This window comes from Patulibacter sp. NPDC049589 (genome assembly GCF_040675535.1).
Taxonomy (GTDB): Bacteria; Actinomycetota; Thermoleophilia; order Solirubrobacterales; family Solirubrobacteraceae; genus Patulibacter.
Genome location: NZ_JBFAPC010000133.1, coordinates 1 through 15,772 on the forward strand (window position 1 = coordinate 1; position 15,772 = coordinate 15,772).

General features: G+C 76.3%; 15 protein-coding genes. 3 read left to right on the top strand and 12 right to left on the bottom strand.

Going from position 1 to position 15,772, the window contains the following annotated elements:
- Nucleotides 1–82: 82 nt before the first annotated feature.
- From AB0L40_RS20575 to AB0L40_RS20585, 3 genes are all read right to left on the bottom strand, one after another.
- Complete coding sequence (locus tag AB0L40_RS20575; RefSeq protein WP_364358915.1) at nt 83–1,465, bottom strand: endo-1,4-beta-xylanase; 1,383 nt, start codon at nt 1,463–1,465, stop codon at nt 83–85.
- 205 nt (nt 1,466–1,670) lie between these two features.
- Nucleotides 1,671–1,994 (bottom strand): hypothetical protein, encoded by a 324-nt coding sequence (locus AB0L40_RS20580; RefSeq protein WP_364358918.1) that lies wholly within the window; start codon nt 1,992–1,994, stop codon nt 1,671–1,673.
- Between the two features lie 320 nt (nt 1,995–2,314).
- The gene (locus AB0L40_RS20585) at nt 2,315–3,367 is read right to left on the bottom strand and encodes a DUF3533 domain-containing protein (RefSeq protein WP_364358921.1); all 1,053 of its coding nucleotides are present in this window, start codon (nt 3,365–3,367) and stop codon (nt 2,315–2,317) included.
- A gap of 223 nt (nt 3,368–3,590) precedes the next feature.
- Between AB0L40_RS20585 and AB0L40_RS20590 the strand changes: the two genes are divergently transcribed.
- Nucleotides 3,591–5,063, top strand: a complete 1,473-nt coding sequence (locus AB0L40_RS20590; RefSeq protein WP_364358924.1) for an MFS transporter — start codon at nt 3,591–3,593, stop codon at nt 5,061–5,063.
- Nucleotides 5,064–5,184: 121 nt separating this feature from the next.
- Here the strand turns inward: AB0L40_RS20590 and AB0L40_RS20595 are convergent, their stop codons facing one another.
- Together AB0L40_RS20595 and AB0L40_RS20600 are read right to left on the bottom strand one after the other, a co-directional pair.
- Nucleotides 5,185–5,754 carry a TetR/AcrR family transcriptional regulator gene (locus AB0L40_RS20595; RefSeq protein ID WP_364358927.1) on the bottom strand — a complete coding sequence of 190 codons (570 nt, stop codon included), beginning with the start codon at nt 5,752–5,754 and terminating at the stop codon, nt 5,185–5,187.
- An 84-nt stretch (nt 5,755–5,838) separates the two neighbouring features.
- Nucleotides 5,839–7,506: an MFS transporter gene (locus tag AB0L40_RS20600; protein ID WP_364358930.1), complete on the bottom strand. Its 1,668-nt coding sequence runs from the start codon at nt 7,504–7,506 to the stop codon at nt 5,839–5,841.
- Between the two features lie 74 nt (nt 7,507–7,580).
- Between AB0L40_RS20600 and AB0L40_RS20605 the strand changes: the two genes are divergently transcribed.
- Entirely contained in the window at nt 7,581–8,288 is a 708-nt protein-coding gene (locus tag AB0L40_RS20605; protein WP_364358933.1) for a WHG domain-containing protein, read from the top strand.
- Between the two features lie 258 nt (nt 8,289–8,546).
- On the opposite strand, the gene AB0L40_RS20610 is transcribed toward AB0L40_RS20605, so the two are convergent.
- Entirely contained in the window at nt 8,547–9,476 is a 930-nt protein-coding gene (locus AB0L40_RS20610; protein WP_364358936.1) for a DMT family transporter, read from the bottom strand.
- A 46-nt stretch (nt 9,477–9,522) separates the two neighbouring features.
- The gene (locus AB0L40_RS20615) at nt 9,523–10,128 is read right to left on the bottom strand and encodes a TetR family transcriptional regulator (RefSeq protein WP_364358939.1); all 606 of its coding nucleotides are present in this window, start codon (nt 10,126–10,128) and stop codon (nt 9,523–9,525) included.
- A 115-nt stretch (nt 10,129–10,243) separates the two neighbouring features.
- On the opposite strand from AB0L40_RS20615, the gene AB0L40_RS20620 reads away from it, so the two are divergent.
- Nucleotides 10,244–11,014, top strand: coding sequence for an SDR family oxidoreductase (locus AB0L40_RS20620; protein WP_364358942.1), 771 nt, complete (start codon nt 10,244–10,246; stop codon nt 11,012–11,014).
- Nucleotides 11,015–11,077: 63 nt separating this feature from the next.
- Here the strand turns inward: AB0L40_RS20620 and AB0L40_RS20625 are convergent, their stop codons facing one another.
- The 5 genes from AB0L40_RS20625 to AB0L40_RS20645 form a co-directional block, all read right to left on the bottom strand.
- On the bottom strand, nt 11,078–11,512 hold the full coding sequence (locus AB0L40_RS20625; RefSeq protein ID WP_364358945.1) for a hypothetical protein: 435 nt from the start codon (nt 11,510–11,512) through the stop codon (nt 11,078–11,080).
- A 97-nt stretch (nt 11,513–11,609) separates the two neighbouring features.
- The gene (locus tag AB0L40_RS20630) at nt 11,610–11,984 is read right to left on the bottom strand and encodes a DoxX family protein (RefSeq protein ID WP_364358948.1); all 375 of its coding nucleotides are present in this window, start codon (nt 11,982–11,984) and stop codon (nt 11,610–11,612) included.
- A 135-nt stretch (nt 11,985–12,119) separates the two neighbouring features.
- Nucleotides 12,120–12,707 carry a hypothetical protein gene (locus AB0L40_RS20635; protein WP_364358951.1) on the bottom strand — a complete coding sequence of 196 codons (588 nt, stop codon included), beginning with the start codon at nt 12,705–12,707 and terminating at the stop codon, nt 12,120–12,122.
- Between the two features lie 732 nt (nt 12,708–13,439).
- Complete coding sequence (locus AB0L40_RS20640; protein ID WP_364358954.1) at nt 13,440–15,650, bottom strand: molybdopterin-dependent oxidoreductase; 2,211 nt, start codon at nt 15,648–15,650, stop codon at nt 13,440–13,442.
- Nucleotides 15,578–15,772 (bottom strand): hypothetical protein (locus tag AB0L40_RS20645; protein WP_364358957.1); only part of this gene is annotated, 195 nt, incomplete at its 5' end. The genes AB0L40_RS20640 and AB0L40_RS20645, both read right to left, overlap by 73 nt.

Here is a 15,772-nt window from a genome sequence, read left to right on the forward strand (position 1 = left end):
TACTATAACCACGATCCCCCACCCCGAGCGTCTGCGCATCTCGGGCCGGGCGGGGGGGCCCCCGGCCGGCGCCGCCGCGGCCTCAGCGCTCGCCGGCGAGCGCCCGGCGCGTCGCCTCGAGCGCGGGCTTCGGCCGGTACGCGGCGTCCAACAGGGTCGCGCTGGCCTTGACGCCCATCCAGCTCGCCGTGTCGGCGACGCCCCAGACGGTCATGCGGTCGCACGCCACGTGGCGCCAGCACGCGGTCGCGAGCCGCCGGTACGTCTCGGTCTGGGCGGCGATCCGCTCGGGGGTCGCCGGGCCACCGAGCGGGACGTCGGCCTCGGTGATCTCGACGCGCAGCCCGAGGTCGGCGAAGCGGGTGATCGTGGCGTCGAGCTCGGCGGCGGTCGGCGGGGCCGAGGGGTCGATGTGGCCCTGCAAGCCGACGCCCTCGACGGGGACGCCGCGGGCGAGGAGGGCGCTGAGGAGGCGGAACACGCCGTCCTGGTGGGCGCCGGGCCGCTCGATCCCGGCGTCGTTGTAGACCAGCCGGGTCGTCGGGTCCGCCGCGTGGGCGAAGCGGAACGCCCAGTCGATGTAGTCGGTGCCGATGCCCTGGCTCCAGAACGTCGTCTTCTGCCGGCCGTCGATGCCGACGGCCTCGTTGACGACGTCCCAGCGGTCGACCCGGCCGCGGTAGCGGGCGACGTTCTCGGTGACGTGGTCGCGCAGGACGCCGAGGAGGGTGTCGCGCGTCCACGGGAGCAGCGGGTTGACCAGCCACGAGGGGAGCTGCCGGTCGAAGACGAGCGTGTGGCCGCGGACGGGCCGGCGCTCCGCGGTGCTGTCGTCGACGAGCTCGTCGGCGTCCTCGAACGCGTAGCCGTCCGGGGTTGGCCGGGCGGCGTTCATCTTCAGCGCGTTCTCGGGCGTCAGCCCGTCGAACGTGTCGAGGTAGGCCTTGCGGTAGCGGGCGTCGGTGCGCATCGGCCCGGACAGCACGGACGCGGCGAGCGGGATCGGCGGGACGTCGACGTCGATCCGGTCCAGGCGCAGGTGCCGGCAGCCGGCGGTGCCGGCGGGGCGCGCCAGGCGGACGCCGGCGATCGGCGCCCCGGGGTCGGCGGGCGCCGAGACGACCTGCCACCCCGCGCGCAGGCGGACGGTGCGCATCGACCGCGTCGTCGTCCCGATGCGCAGGCGGCCGCGGCAGCCGCCGACGCGCAGCCGGACGGCGGGCGCGGCGACGAGGGGCGTCGGCAGGACCCGGGCGCGTCGGCTCACGCGCAGCAGTGCGACCGCGCCGCCCGACGCGGTGGCGTCGGCGGATATCGCGGGGCCGGAGAGCTCCTCGCCCTCGATCCCCCGGCGCTGGTCCGCCGTGGCCGCGGCGGGCAGCGCGAGGCTGAGGATCGCGCCGGCGACGACCGCGTGCCGGACGGGGCGTGATCGGTGGGCTGATCGCGAGGGGCGGCGGGGCATCGGCGGCGCGATCCTACCCGAGTCTCCGCGTGTCTGTGAAAATTCCTACCCGGAATCAGATGTTTTTCCGGAACGGGGATGGCACCTGATCGCAGTCTGGCCGTCGGGCGGTCCGCCGGCCGAGGTCGTGCGGGCGGTCGTTCGGTCGTCGGCCGTGGCCGTGCAGGGCCGTCGGGCGGCTCGTCGGTGGTGGTCGTGCGGGCGGTCACGCGGCCCGCCGGCAGTAGCCGAGGAGCTGGGCGAGGGCCTCGGCGTCGGGCAGTCGGGCGACGCTCGTCAGCACCGCGTCGGCGTCCTCGAGGCCGAGCCGGCGCTCGAGCGTCAGCCGTGCCGCCAGGCGCGCGGCGGCGCGGTCGTAGCGCGGATCGTCGAGGTCGGCGAGCAGCGAGGTGATCTCGGCCGCCGCGCTCAGGGGGACGTCGCCCATCAGCCGCGCGGCCTCGAGTGCCCGGTCGGCGTCGCGGGCGCGCAGGGCCATCAGCAGGCGGTCCCGGCCGGGATCGTGCGTACGGTTGCCGGCGGGCCTCATGCGAACAGACGTTCGCACGCGATCCGGCGGAACGGGGCCCTCGGTGAACGCCTTTCCCGCACGTTGCGGGAACTTCCTCGCCCGGCGCGGCGGCGGTGCGATCCGGGTCCGCCGCGCCGGACCCGGACGGGCTGGTCCGAAGGCCTGGGCCGGTCCCCCTCCGGTTTCGGACCGGGCTCTCCCCGCATACCGGGGACAACTCGAGCCGGTGCGACGGGCCGGGTCGGGGAGCCGCTTCGGACCGGGTTCTCCCCGCATACCGGGGACAACTCGAGCCGGTGCGACGGGCCTGTTGGCGTCGACCCGGCCCGCCCCGCCCCTCAGACCGCCCCGACCCCCGCCATCGCCTCCCGCTCGGCCTGCGCGTCGCTGACGCCCCGGCCGCCCCGCAGCACCGCCACGGCCGCGCCCACGACCGCCCAGACGGCGAGGACGAGCAGGGCGCTGCCGGTGGCGTGGCCGTCGAAGTAGGTGACGTCGCGCAGGACCGTCGTGCCGGCGCCCGGCGGCAGCCACTCGCCGATCGCGCGCCAGAAGCCCGGCAGCAGCTCCGGGCTGTACGGGCCGCCCGACGACGGGTTGCCGAGGACGACGAACAGCAGGACGGCGAGGCCCGTGCCGGCGATGCCCAGGAGCGACTGGAACGCGATCGTCGACGCGCCGACGGCGACCACGCAGAGCGCTCCGGTGCCCGCGAGCTGCAGGAACGGCGCCGAGCCCAGGACGCCGATGACCTGCTGGAGGAGGAGCGCGCTCAGGAGCCCCGAGAGGACGCCGAAGGCCAGCATCCCGCCGAGTCGTTGCAGCGCGACCCGCCGGCTGCGCAGCAGCGGCGAGCCGACCATGCCCAGCAGGGTCGCGCCGAAGTAGCCGCCGACCATCCACGAGACGACGGCGTAGAAGGCCGCGAGACCGCCCTGGTCGGCGGCCGGCAGCGGCGCCAGCTCCTTCACCTGGACGGGCTGGGCGCCCTGCTCCTGGACGAGGCGCTCGAAGAGGGCCGGCAGCACCGTCGCCATCGTGCGGTTCGCGGCGCTGGCGACGTACAGCCGGCTGCGGCGGTCGCGGGCACGGCCGGCGTCGGGGTTGCCGGGCACGAGGACGGCGTAGCTCCTGCGGTGCTCCACGCGGTCGCGCGCGGCGCCGAACGTGCGCTCGGTCGTCGCCTTCAGCGGGCTGCCCTGCAGGACGTTCAGCTGCTTCGCCACCTGCCCGGCGGAGGCGTCGGGGCCGACGACGGTGATCGGGACCTCGTGCGGACGCGGCTCGTGCAGCGCGCCGACGTAGGAGCCGGCGAACGCCAGCTGGAGCACGAGCGCGGCGAACAGCACGAGGGCGCCCACGACGAGTGGGCGGCGGGCGGTGGGGGACATGCGGGCCTTCGGTCGGGGACGCGGTGTCCTGAGGGTAGCCCGGCCCGGGGTCGCCGTCGGGAGGGACCGCACGGTCCGGACGGCCGGCCCGCCCGGGGACCGTCTGCCGGCCCGTGATCCCGTCCACCGACCCCCGATCCGCCGACGGGCCGTCGCGCGGCCCGGCGCCGCGGAGCCGCCCGTGGGACGGGGAACGGGCGTCCTGGCTGCTGTAGTGGTGGGGATGGTCTCGCCCCCGACCTCCGTCCCCCTCGCGCCCGTAGGGGCGGGAGGCGAGGAGGCGCCCGCCCGGGACCCGCGGCGCTGGCTGGTGCTCGGGATCTGCTGCACCAGCCTCTTCATCGTCGGGCTCGACAACACCGCGGTGAACGTCGCGCTGCCCGACCTGCGCCGCGACCTCGGCGCGTCGACGGCGGAGCTGCAGTGGTCGGTCTCGGCCTACACGCTGGTCCTCGCGAGCCTGCTGATGCTGTCGGGGTCGACCGCGGACCGGATCGGCCGGGCGCGGATGTTCCAGATCGGCCTGACGCTGTTCTCGCTCGGCTCGCTGCTCTGCAGCGTCGCGCCGAACGTGGAGCTCCTGATCGTCTTCCGGATGCTCCAGGGCGTCGGCGGGTCGATGCTCAACCCCGTCGCGATGTCGATCATCCGCAACACGTTCGACGACCCCCGCGAGCGCGCCCAGGCGATCGGCGTCTGGGGCGGCGTGATCGGGCTGTCGATGGCGTTCGGGCCGATCGTCGGCGGCGGGCTGGTCGAGGCGGTCGACTGGCGCGCGATCTTCTGGATCAACGTGCCGGTCGGGGCCGTCGCGCTGATCCTGACGCGACGCTACGTGCCGGAGTCCCGGGCGCCGCACGCGCGGCGGGTCGACCCCGTCGGCCAGCTGCTCGTGATCGTGCTCCTGGCCTCGACGGTCTTCGCGATCATCCAGGCGCCCGACGCGGGCTGGACGTCGGTGCAGACCCTCGGGCTGCTCGTGCTGGCGGCGGTCGCCCTGACGGCGCTGGTCGCGTACGAGTCGCGGCATCGCGAGCCCCTGATCGACCCGCGCTTCTTCCGCTCCGCGCCGTTCGCGGGCGCGTCGCTGATCGCCGTCCTCGCGTTCGTCTCGCTCGGCGGATTCCTCTTCCTCAACACGCTCTACCTGCAGGAGGCGCGCGGGCTCTCGCCGCTGCACGCCGGGCTCTACACGCTGCCGATGGCGGCGACGACAGTCGTCGTCGGACCGCTGACCGGCCGGCTCGTGGGCCGCTTCGGGACCCGCTGGTCGCTGGCGCTCGGCGGCGCGGCGATCGTGCTCAGCGCCCTGATGCTCACCGGCCTGGAGCGCGACACCTCCGTCGCCTGGCTGTTCGGCAGCTACGTCCTCTTCGGCGTCGGCTTCGGCTCGGTCAACCCGCCGATCACGAACACCGCGGTGTCCGGGATGCCGGCGGACCAGGCCGGCGTCGCCTCGGCGGTGGCGTCGACGAGTCGCCAGGTCGGGTCGTCGCTGGGCGTCGCGATCCTCGGCGCGGTCGCCGTCGGCACCGCCACCAGCGGGACGGCGGTGGCAGCGAGCAGCCACCCGGGCTGGTGGATCGTCGCCGGCTGCGCGGTCGCGATCGTCGTCCTGTCGTTCGCGTCGACCGGCGCGTGGGCGCGGGGGACGGCCGAGCGGGCGGCGGCGAGCTTCCGCGCGCGACCGTCCTGAGGCCGGCGGCGGGGACCCCGGAGGTCCGTCCCCGGATGCCGACGCGCGGCCCTCCGGACGCCGACGCGCGGTCCGCGGACGCCGACGCGCGGTCGGCGGAAGGCCCAGCCGACGGACCGCGCTACGAGCGGACGCCGCGGAGGACGAGGCGCGCGAGCTCCTCGTAGGCCTCCGCGTCGTGCAGGCCGGTCGTGCGCAGCACGTCGCCGGACTGGATCCGCTGCATCGTCGCGGCGACGGTGTCGGCGACGAACGCGGCGTGGACCTCGCGGAAGTCGCCGGACTCGACGCCCTCGTCGATCAGGTCGTGCACGCGGCCGGCGGCGATCTTCGTGTTGCGGGCGTAGGCCCGGCGCGCGGTCGGGTGCGCGGCGACGTCGGCGATGAACGCGGCGGACGCGGGGCGCAGGGCGGCGGCGACGGCGGACAGGTACGCGGCGATCTTCGCCTCCGAACCGTCGGCCTCGGCCGTGGCGCGCTCGACCTCGCCCGTGGCGGCGCGGAAGAAGCGGACGACGGCGTTGCCGACGAGCTGCTCCTTGCTCTCGCCCAGCGCGTAGAGCGTGGTCTTCGAGCAGTGCAGCCGCTGGGTCAGGTCGCCGAGCGTGAAGCCGCGGAAGCCCTCCGCCAGGAACAGCGCGACGAGCTGGTCGGCAAGCTCCTCGTGACGGTCGCTGAGCACGGCGGGCACGGGACGGAGGGTACGGCAGTCCGCCCGGGCGCGGTCCGGATCGGGGGGAAAGCCCCCGGGATCGGGGGGTGGGCTCCGCGCGGATCAGGTCGCGACCGGCTTCGGGCACCCCGGCAGGTCCGCGCCCGGGTCCGCGACCCCGGCGTCCGGCGCCGCCCGCCGCTCCGCGGTCCCGCCGTCCGGCGGACCGCTCAGGCCGTCCGGCGCCCCGTCCCCCTCGTCCCGCCCCGGATGCGCCGGCAGCCACAGCAGCACGAGGACCGCGCCGACCAGGACCACCCCGGCCGCCGTCAGGCAGCCCGCCTGCAGGCCGTCGAGGAACCCGCCCTGCGCCGCCCGCACCAGCGCGCCGGCGCCCGCGGGGTCGCCGGACCGCGCCAGCTCCCCGGCCGCCGCCAGCGCCGAGCCGATCGACTCGCGGGCGGGCTCGAGGACGGACGCCGGCACCCCGGGGCCGGCGACCCCGTCGCGGTAGAGCGACAGCGAGACGCTGCCGATGACCGCGACCCCGAGGGTGCCGCCGAGCTCGCGCGTCGCGTCGTTGACCGCCGAGCCGATGCCCGCCTTCGCGGCCGGGACGACGCCCATGATCGCCTCCGTCGCCGGGGCGCTGGTCATCCCGAGGCCCGAGCCCATGAGGACCATCTGCAGCGCGATCTCGAGGTAGCCGGTGTCCGCCGCGGCCGTCGACGTCCACGCGAAGCCCGCCGCGAGCAGCACGAGGCCGCCGGCGACGACGAGCTTCGTCCCGAACGCGACGGCCAGCCGGGCGCCGACGATCGACGTGATCCCGACGCACAGCGCGAACGGAAGGATCCGCAGGCCCGACCCGAACGGGGCGTAGCCCTTCACGAACTGGAAGTACTGCGTGATCAGGAAGATGAACCCGAACATCGCGAAGAACGCGAACGTGATCGAGACGCTGGCGGCGGTGAAGCGCAGGTTCGTGAAGATCCGCACGTCGAGCATCGGGTGCTCGCGGGCCTGCTCCCACATCGTGAAGGCGAGGAGGGTCAGGGCGGCGACGCCGAGTCCGCCGAGCGTCGATCCCGACGTCCAGCCGTAGGTCGGCGCCTCGATCAGGCTGTAGACGAGGATCCCGAGCCCGAGGGTCGACAGCAGGATGCCGCCGACGTCCGGCGGCGGGGTGGCCGGGTCGCGGGACTCGGGGATCCGCCACAGCGTCCCGAGCAGCGCGAGCACCGCGACCGCACCCGGGAAGACCAGCGTGCTGTTCCAGGAGACGTGCTCGACGAGGAAGCCGCCGATGATCGGGCCGGCGGCGATCGCCAGGCCGGTCGCCGCGCCCCAGATCCCGATCGCCTTCGCCCGCCGCGTCCGGTCGGTGAAGACGTTGGAGAGGATCGACAGCGTCACCGGGAAGATCACCGCGGCGCCGACGCCGGCGAGGGCGCGCCACGCGATCAGCGCGTCCGGCGACCCGGCCGTGGCGCCGCCGAACGACGCGACCGCGAAGAGCGCCAGGCCGGCCACGAGCGCCCGCCTCCGGCCGTAGCGGTCCGACAGGCTGCCGCCGGCGAGCACGAGCGCCGCGAACGCGAGGTTGAACGCGTCGACGATCCAGAGCAGGTCCTCCGTGCTCGCGCCGAGGTCGCTCGTCAGCCGCGGCAGCGTGATGTTGACGATCGTCGTGGAGACGTTGATGACGAAGACCGCCGCGCAGAGGACCACGAGGGTCAGGCGCTCCGGGCCGGTGAAGGCCGAGGAGGGGCGGGAGGTCGCCGAGGGCATCCCGAGGGTTGTACGGCCTCGATGTGACACTGCCAAGCAACGCGCGGCGGGCGCCGGGGTGCCACGATGGGGCGATGCCGTCCCGGACCCGCGACCTCCGCGCCGAGCTCGTCGACGCCGCCGAGGCCGAGGTCGCGGTCGCAGGCATCGGCGGCGTCAGCCTGCGGGCGATCGCGCGCCGCGCGGACGTCTCCCACCAGGCCCCGGGGCACGTCTTCCGCGACCGCGCCGGACTCTTCACGGCGCTCGCGGAGCGGGGCTACGACGAGCTGGCGGCCGCGGCCGAGGACGCCCGGTCGGCGGCGCTGGGCGGTGGGGGCGGGTCGGCCGCGGAGGACGCGCCGGCGGGGGCGGGCGCGCCGGTCGCCGGGGCGGGCCGGCCGGCCACCGCGGGGGACGTGCCGGACGCGTCCGGCGCCGCAGCGCGGGCCGCCGCGGCGCTCGCGGCCGTCGGCGTCGCCTACGTCGCGTTCGCGCAGGAGCGCCACGCGGTCTTCTCCGTGATCGTCCGGCCGGAGCTCTGGAACGCGGGCGATCCCGCGCTCGCCGCCGCCCGGGCGCGCGCCTGGGGCGTGCTCGAGCGGGCGGTAGGCGACGCGCAGGCCGCCGGCTGGGCGTCGGGCGTCGAGCACCGCACGCTCGTGCTGCTCTGCCTGTCGATGGTGCACGGGCTCGCGTCGCTCGCCCGCGACGGCGTCCTCGCGGTCGAGGAGCCCGGGGTCAGCGCCGACGACCTCGCCCGGCGCCTGACGGCCGCGCTCGCCGCGCTCGGCGGGGCCTGAGCGACATCCACCGATCCCCGGGTCGTCTCGACGCCGATGACCTTCGCGTGACCCGACCGGGCACGATCGAATGGTCACCGACCGTCCTCACGTGTCCGATCGGCCCACACTCGGCCCTCGACGCCGAGACGCAACCGATCATCGGTGGATCCAGGCTCTGAGCGGCGGGCCCCGCGCCGTCCGCCCCGCGCCGTCCGCCCCGCGCCGCTCGCCCCGGACCGCGGGCGCCGGGCGGCGCGGTCGCGGTTCGGCCTGGGGTCAGCCCGGCGGCGGGTCCGCCAGCCGCCGACGCCGCAGGCGTCCGCCGGTCGAGAGCCACGAGCCCGCGAGGATCAGCACGAGCCCGACCGCGGCCCCGGCACCGACGTGCTCGTCCAGCGCGATCACGCCGAGGGCCGTGGCGAAGACCGGGGCGACGTAGGTGACGATGCTCGCGCGCCCCGGGCCGACGTCGCCGACGAGGCGGCCGTAGGTGACGAACGCCAGGGCGGTGCAGAGCAGGCCGAGGACCGCGATCGCCGCGAGCCCGCCGCCGGAGGGGACCTCGTGCGGCGGGTGGGCGATCGCCAGCGGGGTCAGCAGCAGGCCGCCGACGACGGTCGCGCCGGCCATCGTCGCGCGGGCGTCGAGGTCCTGCAGGCGGCGGCTGAGGATCATCGGTCCGACGGCGTAGCCGAGCGCGGCCAGCAGGATCGCGGCGGCGCCGACGAGCTCGCGGCTGCTGCCGGCGACGTCGATCCCGACGAGGGCGACGACGCCGCCCAGGCCCACGACGAGGCCGACCAGCCGCGTGCCGGTGATCCGCTCGCCGGGCACCAGGCGCAGGGCGAGCAGGGCGACGAAGCTCGGGGCCGCCGCGATCAGGATCGCCGTCAGGGACGAGCTGACGCGCTGCTCCCCGAAGCCGATCAGCGGGAACGGGATCGCGATCTCGACGAGCGCGTAGGCGGCGATCCACCGCCAGCGGCCGCGGAGCTGCCCGAGGATCCCGGCCGCGGCGGAGACGCCGAGCAGGACGCCGGCGGCGAGCACGACCCGCGCCCAGGCGAGGAAGCCGGGGGAGATCCCGTCGTCGACCGCGATCTTGATGAACGCGTACGGGATGCCCCAGAGGACGGCGACGGTGACGAAGAGCCCCCACGCCCGCACGCTCATCCCGCGGTCGCGCGGTGGGTCGACCGGGGTCACCGGCCGATCATGCCGCGCCCCGCCCGGGGATGCCGCGCGCCCGTCGCTACGCCGCGGCGTCCCGGAGCGTCGCCAGCGCCCCGTCCAGCGCGGCGGCGAGCGGCGCGCCGGAGTCGAGCGCCTGGTTGAGCATCAGCCCGCCCTGCAGCGCCGCGAAGATCGCGAGCGTCAGGGCCTCCGGGTCGGCATCGGTCCGCAGGTGCCCGGCCTCGCGCATCCGGACGACGCCCGCCCCCAGCCGCCCCAGCCACTCGTCCATGTGGGCGGTCGCGACCCCGGCCAGCGCCGGGTCGGTCCCCGAGAGCTCCTGCACCAGCGACCCGATCGGGCAGCCGCGGTGGGGCAGGCCGTCGTAGTGCGCCAGCAGGCCGGCGCGCCAGCCCTCCCACGACTCCCAGGTGTCCAGCGCGTCGATCCAGGGCCGCTGGGCCTCGAGCACGCGCCCCGCCTGGAGCGTCGCCAGCGCGCCCACCAGCTCGCCCTTGCCGCCCGGGAAGTAGTGGAAGAGCTGGCTCTTGCTCGTGGCCGTGCCGGCGCGGATGTCGTCCAGTGACGTGCCGCCGACGCCGCGGGCCAGGACGAGGTCTGCGGCCGTCTGCACGATGCGGTCGCGCGTCGCGGCGCCCTTGGGCGTGAGCTTCGGCGTGCTCATGTCCCGATGATAGCGCTCTGGACCGACGGGTCCATTCGTGTGCTATCCATTCTGGACCACCGGGTCCATTCATGCCGCCGGCACGACGACGGCCCGGACGACGAGAGGACACGACATGGGCACGCGACTGGCCGGGAAGACGGCGCTGGTGACGGGCGGGACGAGCAACATCGGGCGGGCGATCGCCGAGCGGTACGGCGCGGAGGGCGCGTTCGTCGCCGTCAGCGGCCGGGACGCGACCCGCGGGGCGGAGGTCGTCGACGGCATCGTCGCGGCCGGCGGCCGGGCGGTCTTCGTCCCGGCGGACCTCGACGGGTCCGAGGAGGGCGCGCGGGCGCTCGCCGACGCCGCGACCGCGGCCCTGGGCGGCCGCATCGACGTGCTCGTCAACAACGCCGGCATCTTCCCGGCCGGCACGACGACCACCACCGACGGCGCGACCTTCGACCGCGTCTACGCGGTGAACGTCAAGTCGCCGTTCTTCCTGACCGCGACGATCGCGCCCGCGATGGCCGAACGCGGGTCCGGGGCGATCATCAACCTCGGGTCGTGGATCGCGCGGCTGGCGGTGCCTTCGGGCGCGCTCTACAGCTCGACGAAGGGCGCGATGGAGACCCTGACGCGGGCGTGGTCGGCGGAGTTCGGGCCCCGCGGGGTCCGCGTCAACGCGATCTCGCCGGGCGTGGTGCGGACCGCCGCGTCCGACGCGGAGCTGGGCGACGGCGCCGCGGTGATGATGCACGGGACGCCGGCGGGGACGTTCGGGCCGCCGGAGGCGATCGCGGACGCCGCGGTCTACCTGGCCGACGACGGCGCGGCGTTCGTGCACGGGATCGTGCTGGACGTCGACGGCGGGCGGATGAACGTCGCGGTGGTCGCGGCGTAGGGCCGGCGGCCGGGCGGTCGCCTTCGTGGTCGTGGCCGCGACGGCCGCCGGCCTTCGCCCGGGTCAGGCGTCCGGGACGTCGTCGCCCGACGGTGGCGGCGGACCGGAACCGGCCGGGTCCGAGCCGGGCTGACGCTCGTAGCGGATCCGCCCGCGCTCGACGAGCCGGCGGCTGCGGGCGACGGCCTCCTGGGCGCTCTGGATGTCCGCGGTGCAGCGGGCCAGGACGGCCGCCAGGGCGTCGGGCAGGACGTCGTCGTCGCGCTCGCGGAGCACGCCGCCGGCGGCGTGCAGCGCCTCGATCACGTCGACCAGGCGGTCGGTGACCGGCGCGGTGTCCGGCTGGCCCTGCGCGGCCAGGTCGGCGAGCTCTCGGCGGTACTGCTCGAGGGCCGGGACCGGCTCCGTCTCGATCCAGTCCGCGAGCGCGGCGGCGTCGCTCTCGGGGGTCGTGCTCGCCGGGTCGGCGGTGTGCAGAGGACGGTCTGCGGGGCTCATGGTGTACTCCCGGGACGAGGAGGACCTGGCCGGACCCTAGCGCCGACCGCCCGTCCCCGGAAGGCGGGGGCGGGATCGTCCAGATCGCCCCGGCCGCTCAGCGCTTCGTGGCGGCGAGGGCCAGGAGGCCTCCGAGGGTGCCCACGTTGGTGACGAACGCCTGGCGCTTCATCCGCCGCGGCTTCTCCTCCTCGTCGCGCCAGAACCCGTGCAGCGTGTACGTCAGGCCGGTCAGGCAGCCGGCCAGCGTCAGGGCGCTCGCGCGCGGGGCGATCCCGAGCGCCAGCGTCGTGCCGGCGACCACCATCGTCACCGACGTCACGGGGACGACCCGCTCGGCGGCGGGGATCCCGGCCTTCTCGGACATCCCGATCAGGCCCTTCGGGCTCTTGACGGCCTGGAGGCCGCCGGTCACGAAGCCGTAGGCGAGCATCGGACGCGCGAGGACGGTGAGGGCTGATGCGGTGGGCATCGGTCCACTGTGACGGGTCGGGGCGCCCACGACGAGCGGGCGGCGCGCCGCGGGGAGTCCGCCGTCCCGCCCCGCGAGGAGCGGCCGGTCGTGCCGACGGGCCCGGGCCGCGTCCCCGCCCGGCTCGCCCGGGCCTCAGCCCTCGTCGATCGGCTCGATCGTGATCGCGAGCAGGCGCGCGCGGTCGATCACGTCGTGGGGCACCGTCGCGCGGCTCTCCGGGACGTCCATCGCGGGCCACTCGCAGACGAGCGTGACGGGCCCGGCGTCGGGGCCCGGGACGATCAGCACGCTCGTGGTGGTGACCGTCGGGGTGCCGCTGCCGCCGCGCATCCGCCACGCGAGCGGACGCTCGTCGTCGGTGTCCTCGTCCTCGTCGTCCTCCCACGGCAGGTTCGTGACGGTGCGGCCGTCGTCGTACGCGACGCCCAGGCGGAGGAACTCGTCGGGCAGCGGGCCGCGACGGGCCGCGTCGCGCAGCGCCAGCTGGTCCCGGGCCGCGCCGGCCGGGATCCGCCGCGCGACGGTGTGCCAGGTGATGCCGAGCGCGTCCTCGGAGACCGTCAGGGTCGCAAGCACCGTCACCAGCGGCGTGGACGCCACGACGATCGGCTCGGGGACGGCCCCGGGCACGGTGTGCCCGTCGAAGCGGGCGTAGGCGAGCCAGTCCTCGTCGGCCTCCTCGGACGGAGGCTCGGGCGGCTCGGTCGGGAAGAAGCCCATCGGGCGAGGGTACGGCGACGGCCCCGCCACCGGATCACCGGGGGCATCGCGGGGCGCGGACGGGCGCGTCCGTCGGGGGGTGGTCGCGATTCGCTCGCCCTGGGCGACGGGATGGCGACCAGGGCCGGTGGGCGTCGGGGGGTGGTCGCGATTCGCTCGCCCTGGGCGACGGGATGGCGACCGGGGCGGGTGGGCGTCGGGGATGGTCGCGAGTCGCTCGCCCAGGGCGACGGGATGGCGACCGGGGCCCGTGGGCGTCGGGAGTGGTCGCGATTCCCTCGTCCCGAGCGACGAGATGACGACCAGGGCCCGTGGGCGTCGGGGGTGGTCGCGATTCGCTCGCCCCGAGCGACGAGATCGCGACCGGGGCCCGTGGGCGTCGGGAGTGGTCGCGGTTCCCTCGCCCGGAGCGACGAGATGGCGACCACCCCTCGCGCCGCGACCACCCCCCCCCGTGCCGCGACCACCCCCGCCCCGAGCGACGGGATGACGACCAGGGCCGGAGGGCGTCGGAGGTGGTCGCGATTCGCTCGCCCCGAGCGACGAGATGACGACCAGGGCCGGAGCGCGTCGGGGGGGTCGCGATTTGCTCGCCCCGGGCGACGAAATGGCGACCACCCTCGCGCCGCGACCACCCCCGCGCCGCGACCACCCCCGCGCCGCGACCCCTCTCGCGCCGCGGCCCCCCCGCCCCCCGACCACCCCCGCGCCGCGGTCGGCCGCCCCGACCCCTCAGCGCGCCGGCGCCGCCGCCCGGTCCGCCGCCCGGACGGTGACCGGGATCCCGTTGAGGACGGCGGTGCCCGACAGCGGGTCGGTCTGCGCGTCGTCGCTGAGGACGTTGGCGTTGACGCCCGGCCGCAGGCTCGCGACGGCCATCCGCGCGCCGTCCGCGTCGTGGCCCCAGCCGTGCGGGAGCGACACGACGCCGGGGCGGACGACGTCCGTGACCTCGGCCGGGGCGCGGACCTCGCCGGTCCGGGACCGCACGAGCACCGGCGCGCCGTCCGCGATCCCGAGGCGGGCGGCGTCGTCGGGGTGCAGCTGCAGCGTGCATGGCTCCGGGCCGCCCGTCAGCAGCGGCAGGTTGTGCATCCAGGAGTTGTTCGACCGCAGGTGGCGCCGGCCGACGAGGACGAGGGCCTCGGGGTCGACGGGCTCCTCGAGCGTCGCGAGCAGGCGCGGGAGGTCGGCGAGGAAGGCCTCCGGAGCGAGCTCGATCCGGCCCGACGGCGTGCGCAGCGCGCCGGGCAGCGAGGGCCGGAGCGGCCCGAGGTCGACGCCGTGGGGCGCGGCCTCCAGGGCGGCGAGCGTCAGCCCGTGCTCACGGATCATGGCCAGCGTGGTGTCGACGTCGGCGGCCGGCGCCGGGGCATGGGCGGCGGCCCGCGGCAGCGCGCCCCGGGCCGGCGCGGGGGCCGTCGTCGGCGGGGCGGGCGCGGGCACCCAGCCGTCGTCGACGCCGCGGCCGTAGGGCCCGGTCCGCAGCAGCAGGTCGACCAGGCGGGCGGGCCCGACGCGGGGCGCGCCGCCGGCGTCGACCAGGGCGGCGACGACCTCCTCGGGGTCGGCGCCGGCGATCGGCGAGGTGTCGAGGCCGGCCTCGCGACGGGCGGCGTCCACCGCCACCGCGTGGTCGAGCGCCGCGACGTCAGCGTCGGGTCCCTGGCCTGTGACCACGCCGAGGAGCCGCAGCAGGATCTCCCACTCGTCGAGGGCGTCCTCGTCCATCGGCAGCGTCGCGGGCGACCAGTTGGCGACGTTGCGCACCGACAGCCGGGTGAAGACCACGTCGTAGTGCGCGCGCTGCAGCGCCGAGGGCGGCGGCAGCACGACGTGCGCGTGGCGGGTGGTCTCGTTGCGGTAGAGGTCGACGCAGATCAAGGCGTCGAGGCTCGACAGCGCGGCCTCCAGGCGGTCGGAGTCCGGGGCCGAGCGCGCCGGGTTGCCGGCCACGGTGATCAGCGCCCGGACCTGCCCGTCGCCGGGGGTCTCGATCTCCTCGGCCAGGACCGACGTCGGCAGCTCGCCCATCGCCTCGGGCAGCCCGCGGACGCGGCTGTGCCAGCGCCCCGTCCGCATGCCCGCCCCGCGGCCCGGGGCGCCGCGGGTGTGCGCGGCGCCGGCCGCGGGCGCGGTCAGCAGCGCGCCGCCGGGCCGGTCGAGGTTGCCGGTCAGGACGTTCAGGACGTCGACCAGCCACGACGTGACGGTCCCGAACGGCACGGTGCACGTGCCGATCCGCCCGTAGACCGCGGCGGTCGGGGCGGCGGAGAGCTCGCGCGCCAGGCGGCGGATGTCGCCCGGCGGCACGCCGCAGTGGGTCGCCACGCGCTCCGGCGTGAACGGCCGCGCGGCCTCGCGGAGCTCGTCGACCCCGGCGGTGAAGGCCGCCAGGCGCCCGAGGCTCGTCCGCTCCTCCTCGAAGAGCACGTGGACCATCGCGATCAGCAGCAGGGCGTCGGTGCCGGGGCGGATCGCGACGTGCTCGTCGGCCTCCTCGGCGGTGCGCGAGCGGCGCGGGTCGACGACCACGACGCGGCCGCCGCGGGCCCGCAGCGCGCGCAGGCGGCCGCGGACGTTCGGGGCGGTCATGAGGCTGCCGTTGGAGGCCAGCGGGTTGGCGCCGAGGACCAGCAGGTGCTCGGTCCGGTCGAGGTCGGGGATCGGCACCGACAGCGCGGTGCCCAGCAGCTGCCCGACGCTCACGTGCTTGGGCATCTGGTCCAGCGTCGAGGCGCTGAAGACGTTCCTCGAGCGCAGCGCCCGCGCGAGCAGCGGGGCGTAGAGGGTGCCCGAGGGCGAGTGGGCCACCGGGTTGCCGAGGTAGAGCCCGCACGCGTGGCGGCCGTGGTCGCGCAGGACGGGTGTCAGGAGCCGGTCGACCTCGGCGAAGGCCTCCTCCCACGTCGACTCGACGAGGCGGCCGCGGCGCCGGACCAACGGCGCGCGGAGCCGGTCGGGATCGTCCAGTCGACGAGCTCGAACTGCGCGGTGTCCGACGCCCGGATCCCGAGCTTGTGCTCCAGGCGGATCAACTGCATGTTCGGGTTGCTGCGCTCGAC

Bases quoted from the DNA above. Each gene is read 5' to 3' on its own strand.
- AB0L40_RS20575 (WP_364358915.1), bottom strand. From the start codon at position 1,465: ATGCCCCGCCGCCCCTCGCGATCAGCCCACCGATCACGCCCCGTCCGG.
- AB0L40_RS20580 (WP_364358918.1), bottom strand. From the start codon at position 1,994: ATGAGGCCCGCCGGCAACCGTACGCACGATCCCGGCCGGGACCGCCTG.
- AB0L40_RS20585 (WP_364358921.1), bottom strand. From the start codon at position 3,367: ATGTCCCCCACCGCCCGCCGCCCACTCGTCGTGGGCGCCCTCGTGCTG.
- AB0L40_RS20590 (WP_364358924.1), top strand. From the start codon at position 3,591: ATGGTCTCGCCCCCGACCTCCGTCCCCCTCGCGCCCGTAGGGGCGGGA.
- AB0L40_RS20600 (WP_364358930.1), bottom strand. From the start codon at position 7,506: ATGCCCTCGGCGACCTCCCGCCCCTCCTCGGCCTTCACCGGCCCGGAG.
- AB0L40_RS20605 (WP_364358933.1), top strand. From the start codon at position 7,581: ATGCCGTCCCGGACCCGCGACCTCCGCGCCGAGCTCGTCGACGCCGCC.
- AB0L40_RS20615 (WP_364358939.1), bottom strand. From the start codon at position 10,128: ATGAGCACGCCGAAGCTCACGCCCAAGGGCGCCGCGACGCGCGACCGC.
- AB0L40_RS20620 (WP_364358942.1), top strand. From the start codon at position 10,244: ATGGGCACGCGACTGGCCGGGAAGACGGCGCTGGTGACGGGCGGGACG.
- AB0L40_RS20625 (WP_364358945.1), bottom strand. From the start codon at position 11,512: ATGAGCCCCGCAGACCGTCCTCTGCACACCGCCGACCCGGCGAGCACG.
- AB0L40_RS20630 (WP_364358948.1), bottom strand. From the start codon at position 11,984: ATGCCCACCGCATCAGCCCTCACCGTCCTCGCGCGTCCGATGCTCGCC.
- AB0L40_RS20635 (WP_364358951.1), bottom strand. From the start codon at position 12,707: ATGGGCTTCTTCCCGACCGAGCCGCCCGAGCCTCCGTCCGAGGAGGCC.